General features: G+C 63.7%; 20 protein-coding genes. 15 read left to right on the forward strand and 5 right to left on the reverse strand.

Features of this window, described 5'->3' with window-relative positions; genetic code table 11:
• Positions 1-86 precede the first annotated feature (86 nt).
• From tsaB to ACZ0AJ_RS05865, 4 genes are read left to right on the forward strand one after another with little or no spacing between them, the layout of a single operon-like run.
• Positions 87-794: a tRNA (adenosine(37)-N6)-threonylcarbamoyltransferase complex dimerization subunit type 1 TsaB gene (gene tsaB / locus ACZ0AJ_RS05850; RefSeq protein WP_499453096.1), complete on the forward strand. Its 708-nt coding sequence runs from the start codon at positions 87-89 to the stop codon at positions 792-794.
• On the forward strand, positions 791-1,258 hold the full coding sequence (gene rimI, locus ACZ0AJ_RS05855) for a ribosomal protein S18-alanine N-acetyltransferase (RefSeq protein ID WP_499453098.1): 468 nt from the start codon (positions 791-793) through the stop codon (positions 1,256-1,258). The genes tsaB and rimI overlap by 4 nt, the downstream gene beginning before the upstream one ends.
• On the forward strand, positions 1,255-2,178 hold the full coding sequence (locus ACZ0AJ_RS05860) for a uracil-DNA glycosylase (protein WP_499453100.1): 924 nt from the start codon (positions 1,255-1,257) through the stop codon (positions 2,176-2,178). Before rimI ends, ACZ0AJ_RS05860 begins: the two co-directional genes overlap by 4 nt.
• Entirely contained in the window at positions 2,162-3,109 is a 948-nt protein-coding gene (locus ACZ0AJ_RS05865) for a DUF1853 family protein (protein WP_499453102.1), read from the forward strand. The genes ACZ0AJ_RS05860 and ACZ0AJ_RS05865 overlap by 17 nt, the downstream gene beginning before the upstream one ends.
• Before the next feature lie 448 nt (positions 3,110-3,557).
• On the opposite strand, the gene lplT is transcribed toward ACZ0AJ_RS05865, so the two are convergent.
• Positions 3,558-4,817: a lysophospholipid transporter LplT gene (gene lplT, locus ACZ0AJ_RS05870; protein ID WP_183551072.1), complete on the reverse strand. Its 1,260-nt coding sequence runs from the start codon at positions 4,815-4,817 to the stop codon at positions 3,558-3,560.
• Positions 4,818-4,978: 161 nt separating this feature from the next.
• Between lplT and alr the strand changes: the two genes are divergently transcribed.
• From alr to phoR, 10 genes are all read left to right on the forward strand, one after another.
• Entirely contained in the window at positions 4,979-6,085 is a 1,107-nt protein-coding gene (gene alr / locus ACZ0AJ_RS05875) for an alanine racemase (RefSeq protein WP_499453104.1), read from the forward strand.
• Positions 6,086-6,097: 12 nt separating this feature from the next.
• The gene (gene radA / locus ACZ0AJ_RS05880; RefSeq protein WP_183551078.1) at positions 6,098-7,474 is read left to right on the forward strand and encodes a DNA repair protein RadA; all 1,377 of its coding nucleotides are present in this window, start codon (positions 6,098-6,100) and stop codon (positions 7,472-7,474) included.
• Positions 7,475-7,574: 100 nt separating this feature from the next.
• Entirely contained in the window at positions 7,575-7,895 is a 321-nt protein-coding gene (locus ACZ0AJ_RS05885) for a PilZ domain-containing protein (protein ID WP_499453106.1), read from the forward strand.
• Positions 7,896-8,373: 478 nt separating this feature from the next.
• Positions 8,374-9,408 carry a phosphate ABC transporter substrate-binding protein PstS gene (gene pstS / locus ACZ0AJ_RS05890; RefSeq protein WP_183551084.1) on the forward strand — a complete coding sequence of 345 codons (1,035 nt, stop codon included), beginning with the start codon at positions 8,374-8,376 and terminating at the stop codon, positions 9,406-9,408.
• A gap of 108 nt (positions 9,409-9,516) precedes the next feature.
• Complete coding sequence (gene pstC, locus ACZ0AJ_RS05895) at positions 9,517-10,539, forward strand: phosphate ABC transporter permease subunit PstC (RefSeq protein ID WP_183551087.1); 1,023 nt, start codon at positions 9,517-9,519, stop codon at positions 10,537-10,539.
• Position 10,540: 1 nt separating this feature from the next.
• Positions 10,541-11,401 carry a phosphate ABC transporter permease PstA gene (pstA, locus tag ACZ0AJ_RS05900; RefSeq protein ID WP_183551089.1) on the forward strand — a complete coding sequence of 287 codons (861 nt, stop codon included), beginning with the start codon at positions 10,541-10,543 and terminating at the stop codon, positions 11,399-11,401.
• 36 nt (positions 11,402-11,437) lie between these two features.
• Positions 11,438-12,226, forward strand: coding sequence for a phosphate ABC transporter ATP-binding protein PstB (gene pstB, locus ACZ0AJ_RS05905; protein WP_258837575.1), 789 nt, complete (start codon positions 11,438-11,440; stop codon positions 12,224-12,226).
• Positions 12,227-12,294: 68 nt separating this feature from the next.
• On the forward strand, positions 12,295-12,996 hold the full coding sequence (gene phoU, locus ACZ0AJ_RS05910; protein WP_183551093.1) for a phosphate signaling complex protein PhoU: 702 nt from the start codon (positions 12,295-12,297) through the stop codon (positions 12,994-12,996).
• A gap of 2 nt (positions 12,997-12,998) precedes the next feature.
• Positions 12,999-13,685 (forward strand): response regulator, encoded by a 687-nt coding sequence (locus ACZ0AJ_RS05915; protein ID WP_183551095.1) that lies wholly within the window; start codon positions 12,999-13,001, stop codon positions 13,683-13,685.
• An 18-nt stretch (positions 13,686-13,703) separates the two neighbouring features.
• Positions 13,704-14,996 (forward strand): phosphate regulon sensor histidine kinase PhoR, encoded by a 1,293-nt coding sequence (phoR, locus tag ACZ0AJ_RS05920; RefSeq protein ID WP_183551097.1) that lies wholly within the window; start codon positions 13,704-13,706, stop codon positions 14,994-14,996.
• 486 nt (positions 14,997-15,482) lie between these two features.
• Here phoR and ACZ0AJ_RS05925 read toward each other — a convergent pair whose 3' ends face one another.
• Genes ACZ0AJ_RS05925 through ACZ0AJ_RS05940 form a run of 4 tightly spaced genes read right to left on the reverse strand, consistent with a single transcriptional unit; the run spans position 15,483 to position 18,534 of the window.
• Positions 15,483-15,833 (reverse strand): DUF3325 domain-containing protein, encoded by a 351-nt coding sequence (locus ACZ0AJ_RS05925; RefSeq protein ID WP_499453110.1) that lies wholly within the window; start codon positions 15,831-15,833, stop codon positions 15,483-15,485.
• Entirely contained in the window at positions 15,830-17,467 is a 1,638-nt protein-coding gene (locus ACZ0AJ_RS05930) for a PepSY-associated TM helix domain-containing protein (protein ID WP_499453112.1), read from the reverse strand. The genes ACZ0AJ_RS05925 and ACZ0AJ_RS05930 overlap by 4 nt, the downstream gene beginning before the upstream one ends.
• The gene (locus ACZ0AJ_RS05935) at positions 17,464-17,751 is read right to left on the reverse strand and encodes a DUF3649 domain-containing protein (RefSeq protein ID WP_499453114.1); all 288 of its coding nucleotides are present in this window, start codon (positions 17,749-17,751) and stop codon (positions 17,464-17,466) included. Before ACZ0AJ_RS05935 ends, ACZ0AJ_RS05930 begins: the two co-directional genes overlap by 4 nt.
• 57 nt (positions 17,752-17,808) lie before the next feature.
• On the reverse strand, positions 17,809-18,534 hold the full coding sequence (locus ACZ0AJ_RS05940) for a DUF4198 domain-containing protein (protein ID WP_499453116.1): 726 nt from the start codon (positions 18,532-18,534) through the stop codon (positions 17,809-17,811).
• A 198-nt stretch (positions 18,535-18,732) separates the two neighbouring features.
• Between ACZ0AJ_RS05940 and ACZ0AJ_RS05945 the strand changes: the two genes are divergently transcribed.
• Positions 18,733-19,650 (forward strand): patatin-like phospholipase family protein, encoded by a 918-nt coding sequence (locus ACZ0AJ_RS05945; protein WP_499453118.1) that lies wholly within the window; start codon positions 18,733-18,735, stop codon positions 19,648-19,650.
• The last annotated feature ends 9 nt before the right edge of the window (positions 19,651-19,659 follow it).

Raw genomic sequence — 19,659 nt, forward strand, 5'->3', positions numbered from 1 at the left:
GCGCATTTTACTCCGTGTTGCGCCGCAATGTGGCGGGGAAGGCCGAGCGGCATGGATGGCGCCCGGCCAAGCGGTTAAAATACGGGATGCCTACCATTCTTGCCATTGAAACCTCGGCCGAGCTGGCGTCTTGCGCGCTCCTGGTTAACGACGCCGTTATTGCCCGCGCTACGGCCGGCGTGCGCAGCCACTCGCAATCGATCCTGCCGATGGTGCAGGAACTGCTGCGCGAAGCCGGCATTGCGCTGGCGGACTGCGACGCCATTGCCTTCGGTGCCGGTCCCGGCTCGTTTACGGGTGTGCGCACGGCCTGCGGCGTCGCGCAGGGATTGGCGTACGGCGCCAATCTGCCCGTGCTGCCGATGGTGACGCTGGCCGCGATGGCTGAAAGCTGCCGGGCGCGCTGCGGCGCGACCGAGGTGCTGGCGGTGCTCGACGCGCGCATGGGCGAAGTCTATTGGGCGCAGTATCGCTTCGATGGCGCATGGCGTGAGGTGGTGGTGCCCACGCTGAGCGCGCCGCAGGCCGTGGCGCCGCTGGCGGTGGCTGGTCTGCAGGCGTGTGGCAACGGCTTCGAGGCGTACGCCGATGCCTTCGTCGGGCAGGCATTTGCGGTCGGCGCCATGGCGGACATCGTGCCACATGCGCGTGAGATGGCGCCCCTTGCCGTTGACGCACTGGCGGCCGGGCAGGGTGTGCCGGCAGCGCAGGCGCAGCCGATTTACCTGCGCAACAAGATCGCGTTCACCACGGCCGAGCGCCTGGTGATCAATGCCGCCAAGGCCGCCGCATGAGCGACCTGCAAGAGCTTGGCCTGCAACTGGCGCCGATGACGGCGGCCGACGTGGGCGAGGTGTGCGCGCTGGAGGCGAGCGTGTTTCCGTTTCCCTGGAGCCGCGGGAACTTCATCGACTCGCTCAACAGCGGCTACGATTGCTGGACCGTGCGCGATGATGCGGGCCAGCTGGCCGGCTACTACCTGTTGATGTATGCGCTCGACGAAGCGCACCTGCTCGACGTCGCGGTGGCGGCAAATCGCCAGCGCCAGGGACTGGGCCGGCGCTTGCTGGATGTGCTCGCGGCGCGCGCACGTACCCAGGGCATGACGTCGATCCTGCTCGAGGTGCGGCCGTCGAACGAGCGCGCTCTGGACGTGTACCGGCGCCATGGCTATGTCCATATCGGGCGCCGCAAGGGCTACTATCCGGCCGGCGCCGCGGGCCGTGAAGATGCCATCGTGATGAGGCTGGATTTATGAAGACCGTGAGTGGGCGCGATGCGCTGTTCCTGAACGAGATGGGGATCGGGCCGTTGTGGCAGTTGCGGGCGGCGGCTGCGCCGTCGACGGATGCTGCTGGTGACGATGTTGTCGACAGCGATGCTGGTGCCGCAGTCGATGCTGCGCCGGCGGTGGTGCCGGCGTCTGCTTCTGTTGCTCCTGCTGTTGCTGCACCTGCTTCTACACCGGTGCCGGTGCCCGATCCTGCGCCCGTCGCGCGCGGGATGACGCCGCTGTCGGCACCGCCGTATCGCAATCCGCCGCCTGTCGCCACTGACGCTGCGTGGGACGACGGCAGTGACGCCGCGCCGGCCGCGCCCGACGTGTCGACGCTCGACTGGGCGGGCTTGCGCCAGGCGATTGCCGGTTGCAAGGACTGCGCATGCGGGGAAGGGCGCAAGCCCGTGTATGGCGACGGACCGCGCCAGGCGCGCTGGCTGATCGCCGCCGGCACGCCGAGCGCGCTCGACGAGCAGGCTGGCCAACCGCTGACGGGCGATCCGGGCAAGCTGCTGGGCAATATGCTGCATGCGGTCGGCCTGTCGCGCGAGCGCGATGCCTATGTCACGCCGCTGGTGAAGTGTCGCCCGGTGAACGCCAGGGGCGGCGAGCGCGCACCGACGCCTGAGGAAATCACGGCGTGCCGGCCGTTCCTGGAACGCGAGCTGGCGCTGACGGGGGCAACAACGGTGCTGACGATGGGCCAGGTCGCCGCCAACGGCCTGCTGGGCCGCGCGCTGAACGAGCCGCTGGCCGGCGTACGTGGTCAGGTGCATGCGCTGGGCGAAGTGCCGCTGGTCGCCACGCTGCATCCGGGCGAATTGCTGCTGCGCGGCGCCGACAAGGCACTGGCCTGGGCCGACCTGTGCCGGGCGCGTTCGCTTGAACCCCGCACCTAGTTACCAGGCCGCGTTCCACGCGCGCTGGCGGCACTTGACGCTGCCACCCGTGCGCGCACTGGCCTGGCTGCTCGACTCGCCCGATCTGCTCGATGGCGCTGCACCGGCATGGGCCGGACGTGTGGCCACGCTGGGGCCCGTCACGGACGAGGTCGCCACGTGGCTGGCGCAATTGGACGCCGACCCATCGGCCCTGAACGCTGCGCTCGGCGAGAAACCGTACACGCGACTGGGGCTGTATGCCGAAAAGCTGATGGCGTTCTACTTCGCGCAGCAGGGGCGGCTGATTGCCCACGGCCTGCAAATCCGCGCCAACCGCAACGACACGGTCGGCGAATTCGATTTCCTGCTCGAAAATGGCCCGGATGCGCTGGAGCACATCGAGTTCGCAACCAAGTTCTATCTGCAGGGCGAAGGCGGTGCAGGGGGCCTCGACACATTGGTCGGCCCCAACCTGGCCGACACGCTGGGCCTGAAGATGCGCAAGATTTTCGAACGCCAGCTCGCGCTCGGCCAGCACCCGGCCGCGCAAGCGCAACTGCCACGCCCCGTCAACAAAGCGGGCGCCCTGGTCAAAGGCTGGCTGTTCTACCCCGCCGGCAGCTGGCCAGCAATGCAAGGCATCACGCAAGGCCATTGCCGCGGCTTCTGGTGCGCACTGAGCGAGCTGGACAATCTGCCCGACGACACCTACGTCATCCTGCCAAAACTCGAATGGCTGGCGCCACTGCGCACCGCTGTACCGACTTGGCCAATGACCCGCGCACAACTGGCAGCCGAACTGACCGACCGCTTCGCCACCTCAAACACCCCAGCGCTGATCGCGCGCGTCCGCCCACAAGACAACGCACTGGAAGAAGTCGACCGCGGCTTCATCGTCCCCAACGACTGGCGCACCCGCGCCCAAACCACCTACCCCTCACCACAATGAGGGTCAGAGTCGATTTATTGAGCAATTTCCCGAATTGCCCAATAAATAGCCCCCGACCCTGCCTCGAACCCCGCCGATGAGTCCGCCAAACAAAGTAGGGTCAGAGTAGATTTATTGGGCAATTCCCCAAAGTTGTCAAACAATTCGACTCTGACCCTAATTATTTTTTTGCTTGCTGGACTCGTTTAGTTTGACTGCCAGCATCAAATTCAGCCGATGACTGAACCGGTTCGGAAAACGCTGACAAAGACGTATTGCGCGGCAAGTTCAGGCCTGCCAAACAATGAGGGTCAGAGTCGAATTATTGAGCAATTTCTCGCGAATGCGGAGAAAGTGGGGACAGAGTGCCTGTCGTGAGCTATTGCCTGCTGGGCATGCCGAGCCGGGGAAGCTTCAGAGAAAGAGGTCAGGCGAAACGTTGTCAAACAATTCGACACTGACCCTAGTTTTAGTGTTTGCCTTCGCCGATCAGGCCGAGGGAGTCGTGTTCGCGCTGGTTCAGCAGGTGGCGGCGTTGGATCAGCAGCATGATGCCGGCGACGGACAGGCCGAAGATGACGATGATGATGTTCAGGTCGAGGTTCAGTGTGATCATCACGGCGTAGGCGGCGAGCATCGTCAGGATCGACAGGTTCTCGTTGAAGTTCTGCACCGCGATCGAGTGGCCGGCGCTCATCAGCACGTGGCCGCGGTGCTGCAGCAGTGCGTTCATCGGGACCACGAAGAAGCCCGACAGGAAGCCGATGAAGGCCAGCAGCGGGTAGGCCAGCGTGACCGATTTCACGAACACCATGCTCGTCACTACCAGACCCATGATGATGCCCATCGGGATCACGGTGAGCGACTTGCGCAGCGGGATCATGCGGGCAGCCATCGCGGCGCCCAGTGCGACGCCGATCGCGACCACGCCGATCAGGTTCGTCGCCTGGTCCAGCGGCAGGCCAAGCGATGCTTCGGCCCACTTGAGCACGATAAATTGCAGCGTTGCCCCGGCGCCCCAGAACAAGGTCGTCACCGCCAGCGAAATCTGGCCCAGCTTGTCACGCCACAGTGTGGCCGAGCAATTGGCGAAGTCGGTGATGAGCTTGATCGGATTGCGTTCCTGGTGCTCGTAGCGCGCGCCGGTGTCCGGGATGCGCAGATTGAAGATGGCGGCCAGGATATAGATTGCGACGACGACGGCCATTGCGGCCTCGGCCGGTGTATCGATGCCCAGGCGCGGCAGCAGGTCGAACGAGAGCAAGAAGCCTGAGCCGCGCGGACTCACCAGCGTGCCGCCCAGCACCGTGCCGAGAATGATCGACATCACCGTCAGGCCTTCGATCCAGCCATTGGCCGGCACCAGTTTTTCCGGTGGCAGCAGTTCGGTCAGGATGCCGTATTTGGCGGGCGAATACACGGCCGCGCCGAAGCCGACGACGGCGTATGAAATCAGTGGGTGCACCGTGAAGAACATCAGCGCGCAGCCGAACACCTTGATGATGTTCGCGATGAACATCACGCGGCCTTTGTTGAGCGCATCGGCGAAGGCGCCGACGAAGGCGGCCAGCAATACATAGAACAGGACGAACGACAGCTTCAGCAGCGGAGTGAGCGATGCCGGGGCGTCCATTGCGACGAGCAGGCTGATCGCGACAAACAGGAGCGCGTTATCTGCCAGCGACGAGAAAAACTGCGCCGCCATGATGGTATAAAAACCACGGTTCATTCTAAAATTCTAAAGTTCGGTCCGGGTTGCTTTATACCATGAATGGCTGGCGTGGCGAAGCCAATACGATGCACCGTGACTGCCCCGGCAACGCCCCCGGGCCTGCTCCGGTAGAATAGCCACTCCAACTTTTCGTACCGGTTTCATCCCGATCGCCGACCATGCCGCGCCCACTCTTTGCCACCATTCACCCGGACTCGATGCAGCACAATCTGTCGCAGGCCCGCACCTGCGCGCCTATGGCGAAGATCTGGGCGGTCGTCAAAGCCGATGCTTACGGCCACGGCCTCGAACGCGCGATGCATGGCTTTGCCACGGCCGATGGCCTGGCGCTGATCGAGCTTGAAAACGCCATCCGTCTGCGCGAACTTGGCTGGATCAAGCCGATCCTGTTATTAGAGGGATTCTTCGAAGCGGCCGACGTGCCCCTGCTGGCCGAACACAATATCGTCACGGCCGTGCACTCGGTCGAACAGATCAAGTTGCTCGAATATACCCAGCTCTACCGCCCGATCGATGTCTACCTGAAAATGAACACCGGCATGAACCGCCTGGGCCTGCGCCCGGACGAGTACGCGGCCGCCTACAAACGGCTGCGCGCGATCCCTGACGTGCGCAACATCACGCACATGACCCACTTCGCCAATGCTGACGAACTCGAGCATCCGCTCTTGACCATCGCCGAGCAGGTGCGCCGCTTCCAGATCGGCGCCGGCGACCTGCCAGGCGAGCGCAGCCTGTCCAATTCGGGCGGCGTGCTGCATCAGGCTGAGCTTGCTGAACACTTGTCCAACGACTGGGTCCGCCCCGGCATCATGCTGTACGGCGGCACGCCGGGCGGGCGCAGCGCGGGCGATTTCGGCCTGCGCCCGACCATGACGCTGCGTTCGGAAATCATCGGCATCCAGCACATCGAGCGCGGCGACACGGTCGGCTATGGCAGCCGTTTCGTGGCCGAAGGCCCGATGACGATCGGCGTCGTCGCCTGCGGCTACGCCGATGGCTACCCGCGCAGTGCGCCGCATGGCACGCCGGTGATCGTCGATGGCGTGCGCACCGGGCTGATCGGCCGCGTCTCGATGGACATGATGACAGTCGACCTCTCGCCGGTGCCCAATGCGCGCATCGGCAGCAAGGTCACGCTGTGGGGCGATGGTCTGCCGATCGACGACGTGGCGCACGCCGCCGGCACGATCGGCTACGAATTGATGTGCGCCGTCGCGCCGCGCGTGCGCATTGCCGAAGGCCGCCTGGGCACCGATGGATAACCGATAGAGAACATGGCAAAAGCAAAAACCAATTACACCTGCTCCGAATGCGGCGCGATCGCCACCCGCTGGATGGGCCAGTGCGCCGACTGCAAGGCCTGGAACACGATGGTCGAAACCGTCGTCGAGGCGCCCGGCGTGAACCGCATGTCGCAAACCCCGCACCGCGCACTGGCGCAGACCGCGCCGGTGCTGTCGCTGGCCGATATCGAGGCGATCGACGTGCCGCGCTTTGGCACCGGCATCGAGGAATTCGACCGCGTGCTGGGCGGCGGCCTGGTGGCCGGCGGCGTCGTGCTGATTGGCGGCGACCCGGGCATCGGCAAGTCCACGCTGCTGCTGCAGGCGCTGGCCAGCCTGTCGAAAACGCGCTCCACGTTATATGTCAGCGGTGAGGAATCCGGCGCCCAGATCGCGCTGCGTGCGCGCCGGCTCGCGGTCGACGCGCAAGACCTCAAATTGCAGGCCGAAATCCAGCTCGAGAAAATTCTCGGCACGATCGCCGACCTGAAGCCCGAAGTGGCCGTGATCGACTCGATCCAGACCGTCTATTCCGACGCCCTGACATCGGCCCCCGGCTCGGTGGCCCAGGTGCGCGAATGCGCGGCCCAGCTGACGCGCGTGGCCAAGCAGACCGGCGTGACGATCATTCTGGTCGGTCACGTGACGAAAGAGGGCGCGCTGGCCGGCCCGCGCGTGCTTGAACACATCGTCGACACGGTGCTGTATTTCGAGGGTGATACGCAGTCGAGCTTCCGCCTGGTGCGGGCGATCAAGAACCGCTTCGGCGCCGTCAACGAGCTGGGCGTGTTCGCGATGACCGAAAAGGGCCTGAAAGGCGTATCGAATCCGTCCGCACTGTTCCTGTCGCAGCACGACACGCCCGTGCCGGGCTCCTGCGTCATGGTCACGCAGGAGGGCACGCGTCCGCTGCTGGTCGAGATTCAGGCGCTGGTCGACACGAGCCACCTGCCCAATGCGCGCCGGTTATCGGTCGGCCTCGAGCAGAACCGCCTGGCGATGCTGCTGGCGGTGCTGCACCGCCATGCCGGTATTGCCGCGTTCGACCAGGACGTGTTCATCAACGCCGTCGGCGGCGTAAAGATCACCGAACCGGCGGCCGACCTGGCCGTGCTGCTCGCGATTAATTCATCGATGCGCAGCAAACCCTTGCCGCGCGGGCTCGTGGTGTTTGGTGAAGTGGGTCTGGCCGGCGAAATCCGGCCGGCGCCGCGTGGCCAGGAGCGCCTGCGCGAAGCGGCCAAGCTGGGCTTTTCGATTGCCGTGATTCCGAAAGCGAATGCGCCGAAGCAGAAAATCGAGGGCATGACGATCATCGCCGTCGAACGCATCGAAGAAGCGTTCAACAAACTGCGCGAACTCGACTAGGCGCGCAGTCAACCGGCCAACCGGCACGGCCAACAATGCCGTGCCGGAACCCGTGGATGTTCTTATAATAGTGTCTCTTATCAGGCATCATGGGAAACACGTGTTACAAGAGCAGAGGCAGTCCCCGCGCAAAGTATTGCGTACCAAAGTCTTGCTGGCCATCGACGGCCGGGCGCCATTCACCGGCAAGAGCGTCGATGTCAGCACCAATGGCATCAGTGTCAACATTCCCGACCCGGTGCCGGTCGGGCTCGCCAGCCAGCTGCGTTTCGACCTGATGATCGACGGCCGCTTCACGACGATCGACGCCCATGCCAAAGCGCTGCACTGCATTTTCAGCGGCGGTGAGTACAAAGTAGGGTTCAAGTTCCAGAGCCTCGACCTGGCGGCCGTGACGGCGCTGGCGCGCTTTCTGCGCTGACAGTAATGCTGACATCGATGCACCATGCGACAAGCGGCGAGCGCCCTGGGGCCTCACCGCTTGCTGTCTGACCCGCTGAGCAGGTTTGTCGCTATTCGTGATAGCGGTCTTCGAGTTGCCTGGAACTTCCACGTACTTCCTGGTAGATCTCGAACGCGACCAGTGCAGCCAGCCCGCCCAGAATCCCCATGACCATCATGTCCAGCATACAATCATCAACGCCGTTGGGCATCCCCTCCATGTGACAACGACACTTCAGGTTAGCAGCTGACGCGGTATTTACAAGGCTGGCGACGCGCGAAAAATATCGGTGACCGCCCAGCCGCGCGCCGCGTCCCCACCGGCAATGCCATGCTTGCGGCCGTGTCATGTTCGTGTCACATTTCAGAATATGTCATGAACTTGTCATATTCGCCCGCTAGACTGCGCTTCATCGTCAGCGGGATCGTCCCGTCGTTCTATTTTCAGAGGATCAGATATGCGCATGAAGCATCTCTTCGTTTCGATCGCCGTTGCCGCTTCGGCATTCACCGCAACCGCCCAGGCCGCCAACATCACCGGCGCAGGCGCGACGTTCCCTTATCCGATCTACGCCAAATGGGCCGAGCTGTACAAGGCAGCATCGGGCAATGGCCTGAATTACCAGTCGGTCGGTTCCGGCGCCGGCATCAAGCAGATCAAGGCCAAGACCGTCGACTTCGGCGCGTCCGACATGCCGCTGGCAGCTGCTGAACTCAATGCCGCTGGCCTGTTCCAGTTCCCGGCCGTGATGGGCGGCGTCGTGCCGATCGTCAACCTGGCGGGCATCGCTCCTGGCCAGATGAAACTGAGCGGCGCCGTCATCGCCGACATCTACATGGGCAAGATCGTCAAGTGGAACGCGCCGCAGATCGCCGCGCTGAACCCGGGCGTCAAACTGCCGGACGCCGACATCACCGTCGTGCGCCGCGCTGACAGCTCGGGCACCTCGTTCCTGTGGACCGATTTCCTGTCAAAGTCGAGCCCGGAATGGAAGACGAAAGTCGGCGCCGGCACCACCGTCAAGTGGGCAGTGGGCGTGGGCGGCAAGGGCAACGAAGGCGTCGCCGCCAACGTGCAGCGCATCAAGGGCGGTATCGGCTACGTCGAGTGGGCCTATGCCAAGAAGAACAAGATGTCGCACACCCAGCTCCAGAACAAGGATGGCGTGTTCCTGCAGCCAAGCGACGACGCCTTCAAGGCCGCTGCTGCTGGCGCCAACTGGTCGGGCACCCCTGGCTTCGCGGTCATCCTGACCGACCAGCCAGGCAAGGACAGCTGGCCAGTCACGGGCGCGTCGTACATCCTCGTGCACAAGGCCCAGGACGCGGCCAAGGGCAAGGAAGTGCTGAAGTTCTTCGACTGGTCGTACAAGAACGGCGCGGCCTCGGCTGCTGAACTCGACTACGTGCCAATGCCTGCGCCAGTCATCAAGCTCGTGCAGGACGCCTGGCGCACCAATCTGAAAGACACCACCGGCAAGGCGCTCTGGTAATCCACTAGTTTTCATCATCGAAGGACCGGCTTGACCGGTCCTTCTGCATGCCAGCAATATTGACAAAACGATATTGATTACGAGTCTTATAGCGAGTCTTCCACACATATGAGCGCCCACCCATCCTTGTCCGCGCAGGACCTGCCTGAACAGGCAGCAGCCGAAGACGCCCGTCGTTACGCCGCCTTGCGCACGACGATGCGCAACCAGCGCATCCAGGACTTCTTCTTCCACAAAATCACGCTGCTGTTTGCTGCCACGGTCCTGGCGGTGCTGATCGGGATCATCATCTCGCTGGCCATCGGCGCGGCGCCGGCGTTCTCGCAGTTTGGCCCGGGCTTCATCACCCGCGTCGAGTGGGATCCGGTGAACGACGAGTTCGGCGCCATGATCGCCATCTGGGGCACGCTGGCCACCTCGATCATCGCGCTGGCCGTGGCCTTTCCGATCAGCTTCGGCATCGCGCTGTTCCTGACCGAGATCTGCCCGGCCTGGCTGCGTCGCCCGCTGGGCACCGCTGTCGAGCTGCTCGCCGGCGTGCCGTCGATCATCTACGGTATGTGGGGCCTGTTCGTGTTCGCGCCGATGTTCGCCGACCACGTGCAGCCGCTGCTGAAAGAAACCATCGGCCAGTTGCCGGTCATCGGCGTCATCTTCCAGGGTCCGACGATGGGCATCGGCATCATGACCGCCGGCCTGATCCTGGCGATCATGATCATCCCGTTCATCGCCTCGGTGATGCGCGACGTGTTCGAGATCGTGCCGACCGTGTTGAAGGAATCGGCGTATGGCCTCGGCTGCACCCGCTGGGAAGTGGTGCGCAAGGTCGTGCTGCCATACACCCGCAACGGTGTGGTGGGCGGCGTCATGCTGGGCCTGGGCCGCGCACTCGGCGAGACGATGGCCGTGACGTTCGTGATCGGTAACGCGCACTCGCTGTCGGCGTCGCTGTTCTCGCCGGGTAACTCGATTTCGTCGACGCTCGCCAACGAATTTGCCGAAGCGGCCAGCACGCTGCATTCGTCGTCGCTGTTTGCGCTGGCACTGATCCTGTTTGGCATCACGTTCATCGTGCTGTCGGCAGCCAAGATCATGCTGCTCGGTATGTCCCGTAACGAAGGTACGAAATAAGATGAACACTGCTACCAAGAACCCGGTGTATCGCCGTCGCCTGCTGGCGCACCGCATCGGCATCACGCTGTCGGTGTGCGCGATGGGCATCGGCCTGGCCTTCCTGGCCTGGATTCTGTTCACGCTGCTGTACAACGGCCTGGGCGGCCTGTCGGCCACGCTGTTCACGGCGGACACGCCGGCCCCGGGCACGCCTGGGGGCGGCTTGCGCAATGCGATTCTGGGCAGCGTGATGATGGTCGGCCTGTCGACGCTCATCAGCACGCCGGTCGGCATCCTGGCCGGCATCTATCTGGCTGAATACGGCGAGAACAACAAGTTCGCGCAAGTCACGCGTTTCGTGACCGACATCATGCTGTCGGCCCCGTCGATCGTGATCGGCCTGTTCGTGTATGCCATCTACGTTGCCAAGGTCCAGCACTTCTCGGGCTACGCCGGTACGATCGCGCTGTCGCTGATCGCGATTCCGGTCGTCGTGCGCACCACCGACAATATGCTGCGCCTGGTACCGCCCAGCCTGCTCGAAGCGGCGTATGCGCTGGGCGCGCCGCACTGGAAAGTGGCCCTGACCGTGCGCCTGCGCGCCGTGAAGGCCGGCGTCGTTACCGGCGTGCTGCTGGCCGTGGCTCGCGTTACGGGTGAAACCGCGCCGCTGCTGTTCACTGCGCTGAACAACCAGTTCTACAGCCACGACATGAATGCGCCGCTGGCGAACCTGCCGGTGGTGATCTACACCTACGCCATGAGCCCGTATGACGACTGGCGCTCGCTGGCCTGGGCCGGTGCATTGCTGGTGACCACGACCGTGTTGTTGCTGAACATCCTGTCGCGTACGCTGTTCAGCCAAAAAACCCCGAATTAATTCACTCTGATAAACGATAAAGTGATGAACCAAGCCATGCTCAATACGACTCCGACCCCGGCTGCGGCCAAAGCCAAGACGATCGAAATCGAAGGCCTGAACTTCTTTTACGGTAAAACGCAGAGTCTGAAGAATGTCAGCCTCGACATCCACGCCAAGCAGGTCACGGCCTTCATCGGCCCGTCGGGCTGCGGCAAGTCGACACTGCTGCGCACCCTGAACCGCATGTACGACCTGTACCCGGGCCAACGCGCCGAAGGCAAGATCATGTACCGCGGCGGCAATATCCTCGACGCAGGCGTCGACGTGAACATGCTGCGCGCCAAGGTTGGCATGGTGTTCCAGAAACCGACCCCGTTCCCGATGTCGATCTACGACAACATCGCGTTCGGCGTGCGCCTGTACGAAAATCTGTCGAAAGGCGAGATGGACGAGCGCGTCGAGTGGGCCCTGAAAAAGGCGGCGCTGTGGGAAGAAGCCAAGGACAAGCTGTCCAAGAGCGGCCTGTCGCTGTCGGGCGGCCAGCAGCAGCGTCTATGCATCGCGCGCGGTGTGGCAGTCAAGCCTGATGTCTTGTTGCTCGATGAGCCGACCTCGGCGCTGGACCCGATCTCGACCGCCAAGATCGAAGAACTGATCAGCGAACTGAAGCAGGATTACACGATCACGATCGTGACCCACAATATGCAGCAGGCCGCGCGCTGCTCCGACTACACCGCCTATATGTACCTGGGCGAGCTGGTCGAATTCGGCGAGACGGACCAGATCTTCATGAAGCCGGCGCGCAAGGAAACGCAGGATTACATTACCGGCCGCTTCGGCTGATCGAGCTGGCTGACCTTTTTCGGCCGTCCTTGCGGACGGCTTCACAAGAATATTGACGGAGAGTTTGTATGACAGGCGAGCATTCATCCAAGCAGTACGACCAGGAACTCGAAGGGATCCGTTCCCAGGTCTTGCTGATGGGCGGCATGGTGGAAACCCAGTTCGAAGAAGCGCTGGAATGCTTCCGCATCGGCGACATCGCGCGCGCCGAGCGCGTGATGGCCGAAGACCAGGCCGTCAACCAGCTTGAAGTCGCGCTGGACGACGCCTGCAGCCACCTGATCGTGAAACGCCAGCCGACCGCGAACGACCTGCGCACCGTGATGGCCACCATCAAGGTGATCACCGACCTCGAGCGCATTGGCGACGAAGCGACCAAGGTTGCGCGCACGGCGAAAAGCCTGCACGAGCGGGGCGCGACGGGCTTTGCCCATTTCGACATGATCCGCACGATCGCCAAGGCGACGTCCGAACTGCTGCACGATTCGCTCGACGCGTTCGCGCGCCTGGACGGCAAGCAGGCCTTGCAGATCATCGCGGGCGACGAAGTGGTCGACCACGAGTTCCGCGTGATTCTGCGCACGATGGTCACGTTCATGATGGAAGACCCGCGCACGATTTCGTCGGCGCTCGACACGCTGTGGGTGGCCAAAGCCATCGAGCGCATCGGCGACCATGCCAAGAACATCGCCGAATACGTGATCTACGTGGTCGAAGGCCGCGACATCCGCCACAGCAAGCCGACGCTCGGTGAGCCGCCGGTACTGTGAGCATGGCTGACACCACCTCCGTCCTCGTGGTCGAGGATGAGCCGGCGATCGTCGAACTGGTGACCTATTCGCTGCGCGAAGCAGGCTGGGAAATCCGCACCGCCGATACGGCGGCCGGCGCCTGGGACAGCATCAGCCGGGGCAAGCCCGACCTGCTGCTGCTGGACTGGATGCTGCCCGACCAGAGCGGCCTGCGTTTGCTGTCGCGCCTGCGCGCCGACCGTGACTTCCAGGAACTGCCGGTGATCATGCTGACGGCCAAGAGCATGGAAGAAGACAAGCTGGCGGGCCTGAACAGCGGCGCCGACGACTACATTACCAAGCCGTTCTCGCCACGCGAGCTGCTGGCCCGTTCGCGCGCGCTGCTGCGCCGCAAGAGCCCGCACCTGGCCGAAGCACCGCTGCGCGCTGGCAGCGTGACGCTCGATCCGAACAGCTGTACCGTGACGGTCGAGAACCAGCAGATCGACATCGGCAATGCCGAATACAAGCTGCTCAAGTACCTGCTGGCGCACCGCGAGCGCGTGTTTTCGCGCGCCCAGTTGCTCGACAAGGTGTGGGGCGACCATGCCGTGATCGAAGAGCGCACGGTTGACGTGCACGTGCTGCGGCTGCGCAAGGCGCTGAAATCGGCTGATGGCCTGATCCGCACGGTGCGCAGTGTCGGCTACATGCTGTCCGAAAAATAGTCTGTGTCGAAGGACGCGATGAATCCCAAGTTGCTGTTCTGGGTCCCGGCGCTGTTGCGCCTGGGGCTGTTGTTTGCCTTTGCGGGCCTCGTCTGGTGGTGGATGGGGCTGGTGGCCGGGCTGTCGCTGGCGCTGGCTGCCGCCGTCACGGCCATCATCGTCCAGCTGTCGTACCTGCAGAAGCTGGGCGAATGGCTGGAGCATCCGCAAGAGACGCGCCTGCCGGACGGCTGGGGCGCGTGGACGGAAGCGTTTGCGCGCCTGTACCACCTGCGGCGCGACGACAAGAAGCACCAGGCTGAGCTGACCGAATGGCTGGCCCGCTTCCGCCAGGCGATGCACCTGCTGCCGGAAGGCGTGGCGATCATGGACGACGTGCTGTTCCTGGAATGGTGCAACCCGGCGCTCGAGCGCCATCTGGGTCTGACGATGGAGCGTGACAAGGGCTTGCGCGTGACCAATCTGGTGCGCCATCCCGACTTCATCGACTACATCATCCTGGGCCGCTACGAGCAGCCACTGACGCTGGCGTTCCGGGGCCGCAAGATCGAGTGCCGCATCATCCCGTTCGAGAACCGGCGCCAGATCCTGGTCACGCACGACGCGACCGACACCGAGCGGATCGAAGCGATGCGGCGCGACTTTATTGCCAACGCCTCGCACGAGCTGAGGACGCCGCTGACGGTGATCGTGGGCTTCCTCGAAATAGCGATGGCCGACCCGGGCCTGGACGTCACCACGCGCACGGCGCACCTGACCTTGATGACGGAACAGGCGCAGCGGATGCAGCGGCTGATCCAGGACATGCTGACCCTGTCGCGGCTGGAATCGGACGAATTCCCGCTCAAGCGCGAGCGGGTGGATATCAAGCTTCTGGTCGAATCGATCGCCGCCGAAGCGCGCGCATTGTCGGGCGGCCGGCACACGATCGAGGTGGCAGTCGACGGCCCGGACGTGATGGGCAGCATGGAAGAGCTGCGCAGCGCCTTCGCCAACTTGGCGTCGAACGCCGTGCGCTACTCGCCCAACGGCGGCACGATCCGCCTGGCCTGGTCACGCGGTCCCGACGCGCTGGCGTTTGCCGTGACCGACTGCGGCATCGGCATCGACCCGGAACATATCCCGCGCCTGACCGAGCGTTTCTACCGCGTGGACAAGAGCCGCTCGCGCGAAACGCAGGGCACGGGCCTCGGCCTGGCCATCGTCAAGCACGTGCTGCTGCGCCACGGGGGCAAGCTGACGATCACCTCCCAACCCGGCAAAGGCAGCACCTTCGCCGCCACGCTCCCCAACACATCCCTGCCAGCGTAACATCCGACCCCAAAAGCAATTGCCCTACAATTGGGGTCAGAGTCGAATTGTTTGACAACTTTGTGACATGCCGGGAAGATTCTTCCGGTTCACCACAAACTGCACGGAAACGTTTGTTTGGGACAATGAGGGTCAGAGTCGAATTAATGAGCAACTTCGAAAGTTGTCAAACAATTCGACTCTGACCCTCATTGTTTTTTCGGCGTTTAAGCGCTAAGAACTATTGATTTCGACTGTAACGATGGTCATAAGCAAACAAAGGCGCCGCTCAATTTACTGAGCGACTTTTTTCGGCGATTTTGACGTCTGAAACATGAGGGTCAGAGTCGAATTAATGAGCAACTTCGAAAGTTGTCAAACAATTCGACTCTGACCCTAATTGTCTTTTGGGCAAGCTGAGGCTAGGAAATTGAGGTTCGGTAAAACGTCGTGGTGCGAGTGGGAAATTGGCCAATAATTCTACTCTGACCCTAATTGTTCCGGATGTTAGGGTAGCAGGAGGAGGGCGGTGGTCAGGGCGGCTGCCGGGATGCCGATCCAGGCGCCTTGGGCGACTTTGCGGGGGGCGTATTGGAGCATGGCGGCCACCGTCCAGGCGGCGACTGACAGGATGCCGCACCACAGCACCGGGCCGACGTGCCAGCCGCGGGCAGCGATGCAGGCGGCGAAGGAGAGTGCCAGGCCCAGCCAGGCCAGTGTGCGCATGCGCATTCTCAGCGCAGGCGCTGGCGCCTTGCCGCGGCCGTGCAGGTCGGCGTAGTGGCGGTCCATCACGATGCCTTTGGCGGCGAATGCACTGAAGGCGAGGGAAACGCTGCTGAGGAATAGCATGCTCATACGGGCTCCATGGTCGAAGTTGTTCCGGCGCTAGCCGCCGGCTGCTTTGAAGCTGCTTTCTGTTTGGCCTTGTGACCCAGCCACCAGGCGGCCCAGCCCAGCAACGCGCCCAGCACCAGGACGACGATGTCGAACGCCGCCACCGGTCGCAAGCCCGGCCCGCCGAACAGCGACACGCCCAGGTGCGAATTGGTCGTGAACACGTTCAGCAGCGGGATGCCCGCCAGCAGCACCGCGCCCACCGTTAGCTGGAAACGCCACATTGCCCGCGTCGGCCGGATCTGCGCGAGGAGGGCGGCGGCGCCCCAGGCGATGAAGAACCAGTTGGCTTCGGCGCTGGCGCGTTGGGCCATGTCCACCGGCAGCAGGCGGTTGGCCCAGAAGAAGGCGGCGAACGCGATTGGCAGGCCGGCAATGGCGCCGATGTTCAGTGCGTCGACCAGGCGCACGCCGAAGCCGACGCGTCCGCCGTTGGCCACGATCTTGGCGTACGACTGGCGTTCGCGCACCCCCCACAGCAGCGCGCCGGTGGCGACCATCGCGCTGCCGGCCAGGCCGCACACGAAGAACAGTGCGCGCAGCAGCGGATCGGCAAAGTGCGCCACATGCATGCCGTAGATCGCGGCGCGCGTGGCGAGCGCCGTGCTCACCGGCGGGGTTTCAGACAGCAAAGCGCCACTGACGCCATCGAACGTCATCGCCGGCTCGAGATTCGACAACTGCTGCCCCGAAGGCCGATACAGTTCCACGCGCGCGGCCGCATCGTTTGGATGGCTGATCGCCACGCGTGACGGCGTCACGTTCCACGCCCGCTCTGCCTGTTGCAGCATCGGCGTGATATCGGCCAGCGGCGCGGCGATGTCCGCCGGCTTGCCGCGCTCAAAGTTGCCAAACACGTCGCTGAACATCGTGTTCTGCTCGTCGCCGTACAGCGCCTTGGTGGGCGCGGGCATATAGATGAACATCAGCGTCACGATGCCCGTGTAGGTGATCATCAAATGAAACGGCAGCGCCAGCACGGCCGTCGCGTTGTGCGCGTCCAGCCACGAGCGCTGGCCTTTCTTCGGCCGGAACGTGAAGAAGTCCTTGAAGATGCGTTTGTGCGTGATCACGCCGCTGATGATCGCCACCAGCATGAACATCGCGCCAATGCCGACAATCCAGCGGCCCCAGATCGCCGGCATGTAGTGCAGGTCGAAGTGCAGGCGGTACAGGAAGTCGCCGCCACGGGTGTCGCGCGGTTTGGCGGTCGCAAGGCCCGTCGATGGGTCCAGCGTGACATTCTGGTCGCGCAGCGCATTGCGGCGCTCTGCGCGCGTCATGTCTTTTTTCGGCGGATTCTGCCAGGCGGCCTGGATCAGCGGATTGCGCTCGTCGGGCAGGTCGATCGTCCAGCGCGTCGCGTTCGGCGCGCGTTCCTGCAGCACGCGCAAGGCCAGTTGCGCCGACTGCGCCGGGGAGAGCGTGGCCGGCGCCGCGGCTGCCGCGTGCAGCTCGGGCTTCATCCAGAACGTGATCTCGTGCCGGTAATATGCCGCCGTGCCGCCCATGAACACCAGCAGCAGCAGCCAGCACACGAGCAGGCCAGCCCACGTATGCACCCACGCCATCGATTGCCGCAAGCCGTCCTTCATGCCGTTCCTCCGACCAGCCACAACACCATCCCCAGCACCGCGCATGTCCCGGTCACGCCAACGCAGGCGCGCAGCGCGCTACGCGTGGCAAACACCCACAGGATCACGCAGGGATAGATGACGAACGCCAGCAGCGTGGCGATGGTCACGGCATCGGCGCGCGGCAGCGGCAGCGCCAGCGCAATCAGTGCGCCGGCAAGCGCTGCGAGCACATAGCCGCCGCCGATCGCGGCCACCGCGCGGGCGGTGACGCCGCCACGGTAGCGCCAGGTGATCGTGGTCATGAGCCCGGGCCTTTCTTCAGACGACGGATGGCGGCACTGGATACACGGTGAGCCGGATCAGTGTTCGGCGCTTGGCGCCATGACCGGGCCAGCCGCAACGGCCGCGATGCCCTTTGGCTGCACGACGCTCAGCGACGTGGTGTAGCTGGACGTTGCGTATTGCAGGCCGGCGCGCTCGCCTGCCGTCTTGTCGGTGTGCTCGGTCTCGAGCACATACAGGCCTTTCCATGGCATGTCGAACTTGACGACGCCGCTGTCATCCGACTCTGCTTCTTTCGCCCAGCCGCTCTGGACGATCGCATTGACCTTTGCTTTTGGCAACGGCTGGCCCTTGTAGAACACCTTGAATTCGCCGGCCTTGCCGGTCGGCACCAGGTCGAGCGTCAGTTTTGGCTGCTGCGCAGCGAAGCTGGTGGCCATGCGCGCGGCCGGCACCCAGATGTGGTTCAGCTTCTTGCCGGCCTCAACCGTTTCCCAGCTCGGGTAGGCATTGTCCTGAGCGACGATCGCGTCACCCGCCGCTGGCGTGGCGCCGCTGACCAGATAGCCCTTGGCGGTCTTGTCCAGCTTGAGCGTGCGTTCGCCCTTGGCGCCCAGCAGCGTCGCGCTCGGGGCGCCGAACTTGTCGAGCAGGCCCGGCGTGGTTTCACGCTGGTTCAGGGCAAACTCGCCAAATTGCAGCTTGACCGCCTTGCCGTCCTGCTCGAACCAGATTTGGTGGGCCTGTGCAGCAGGCGCTGCGACCAGCATGGCGACGAGGGAGGAGAGCAAAATTTTGGTCATGGTGAGCGCTTTGTGGTTGTTGATCGGATCAGACGGGCAGTAATGCGACAGGAATTATAATGCGAATCATTCTCATTTCAAAACATTTTTGCAACTGCGCCGAGCGGACCGAATAACCGCTCGCGGTCGCGCCCGCCAAGGCATGCCATCAAGAACGCGCCGATGTACAATCGTGCCTCGTTCTTATCGGCCCCCTCTATGCTCTCTCGACGTACTTCCCTCGTGGCCTGCGCCGCACTGTTGCTGGCCGCCTGCGGCAGCACCCCGACCCCGGCTCCCGTCACTCCCGTTGCCGCCCCCAAGGCGGCGCCATTGCCTCCCAAGAAAATCCGTATCGGCCTGGCCCTCGGTGGCGGCGCTGCGCGTGGCTTCGCCCACATCGGCGTCATCAAGGCGCTCGAAGCCCAGGGCATTTACCCGGAAATCGTCGTCGGCACCAGCGCCGGCTCGGTCGTCGGCGCCCTGTATGCGTCGGGCGTGAACGGCTTTGCGCTGCAAAAGACGGCCATGACCATGGACGAAGCCACCATCTCGGACTGGGCGCTGCCGCTGTTCAGCAAATCCACGGGCCTGCTGAAAGGCGAGGCACTGCAGAGCTATGTGAACAAGGCCGTCAACAACGTGCCCATTGAAAAGCTGAAGCTGCGCTTCGGCGCTGTGGCGACCGACCTGAAAACGGGCCAGCCGATCCTGTTCAGCCGCGGCAATACGGGCATGGCCGTGCGCGCGTCATCCAGCGTGCCGAGCGTGTTCCAGCCCGTCGTCATCGGCAACAAGAGCTATGTCGATGGCGGCCTGGTCGCGCCGGTGCCGGTGCGCTACGTGCGCGACATGGGCGCCGATTTCATTATCGCGGTCAATATCTCGAGCGCGACCGAGGGCGCGGCCACGGCCAGCTCGCTCGACGTGCTGATGCAGACTTTCTCGATCATGGGCCAGCGCCTGAATCACTTCGAGCTCAAGGATGCCGACGTCGTCATCACGCCCGCGCTGGGCAATATGGGCTCGAGCGATTTCGGTGGCCGCAACCTGGCCATCCTGGCGGGCGAGCAGGCCGCCGCCGCCGTCATGCCGCAAATCAAGGCCAAACTGAAATTCAAACAGCAAGTTCCCTGAGAAAGCCCA

This window comes from Telluria sp. AC161 (assembly GCF_979258535.1).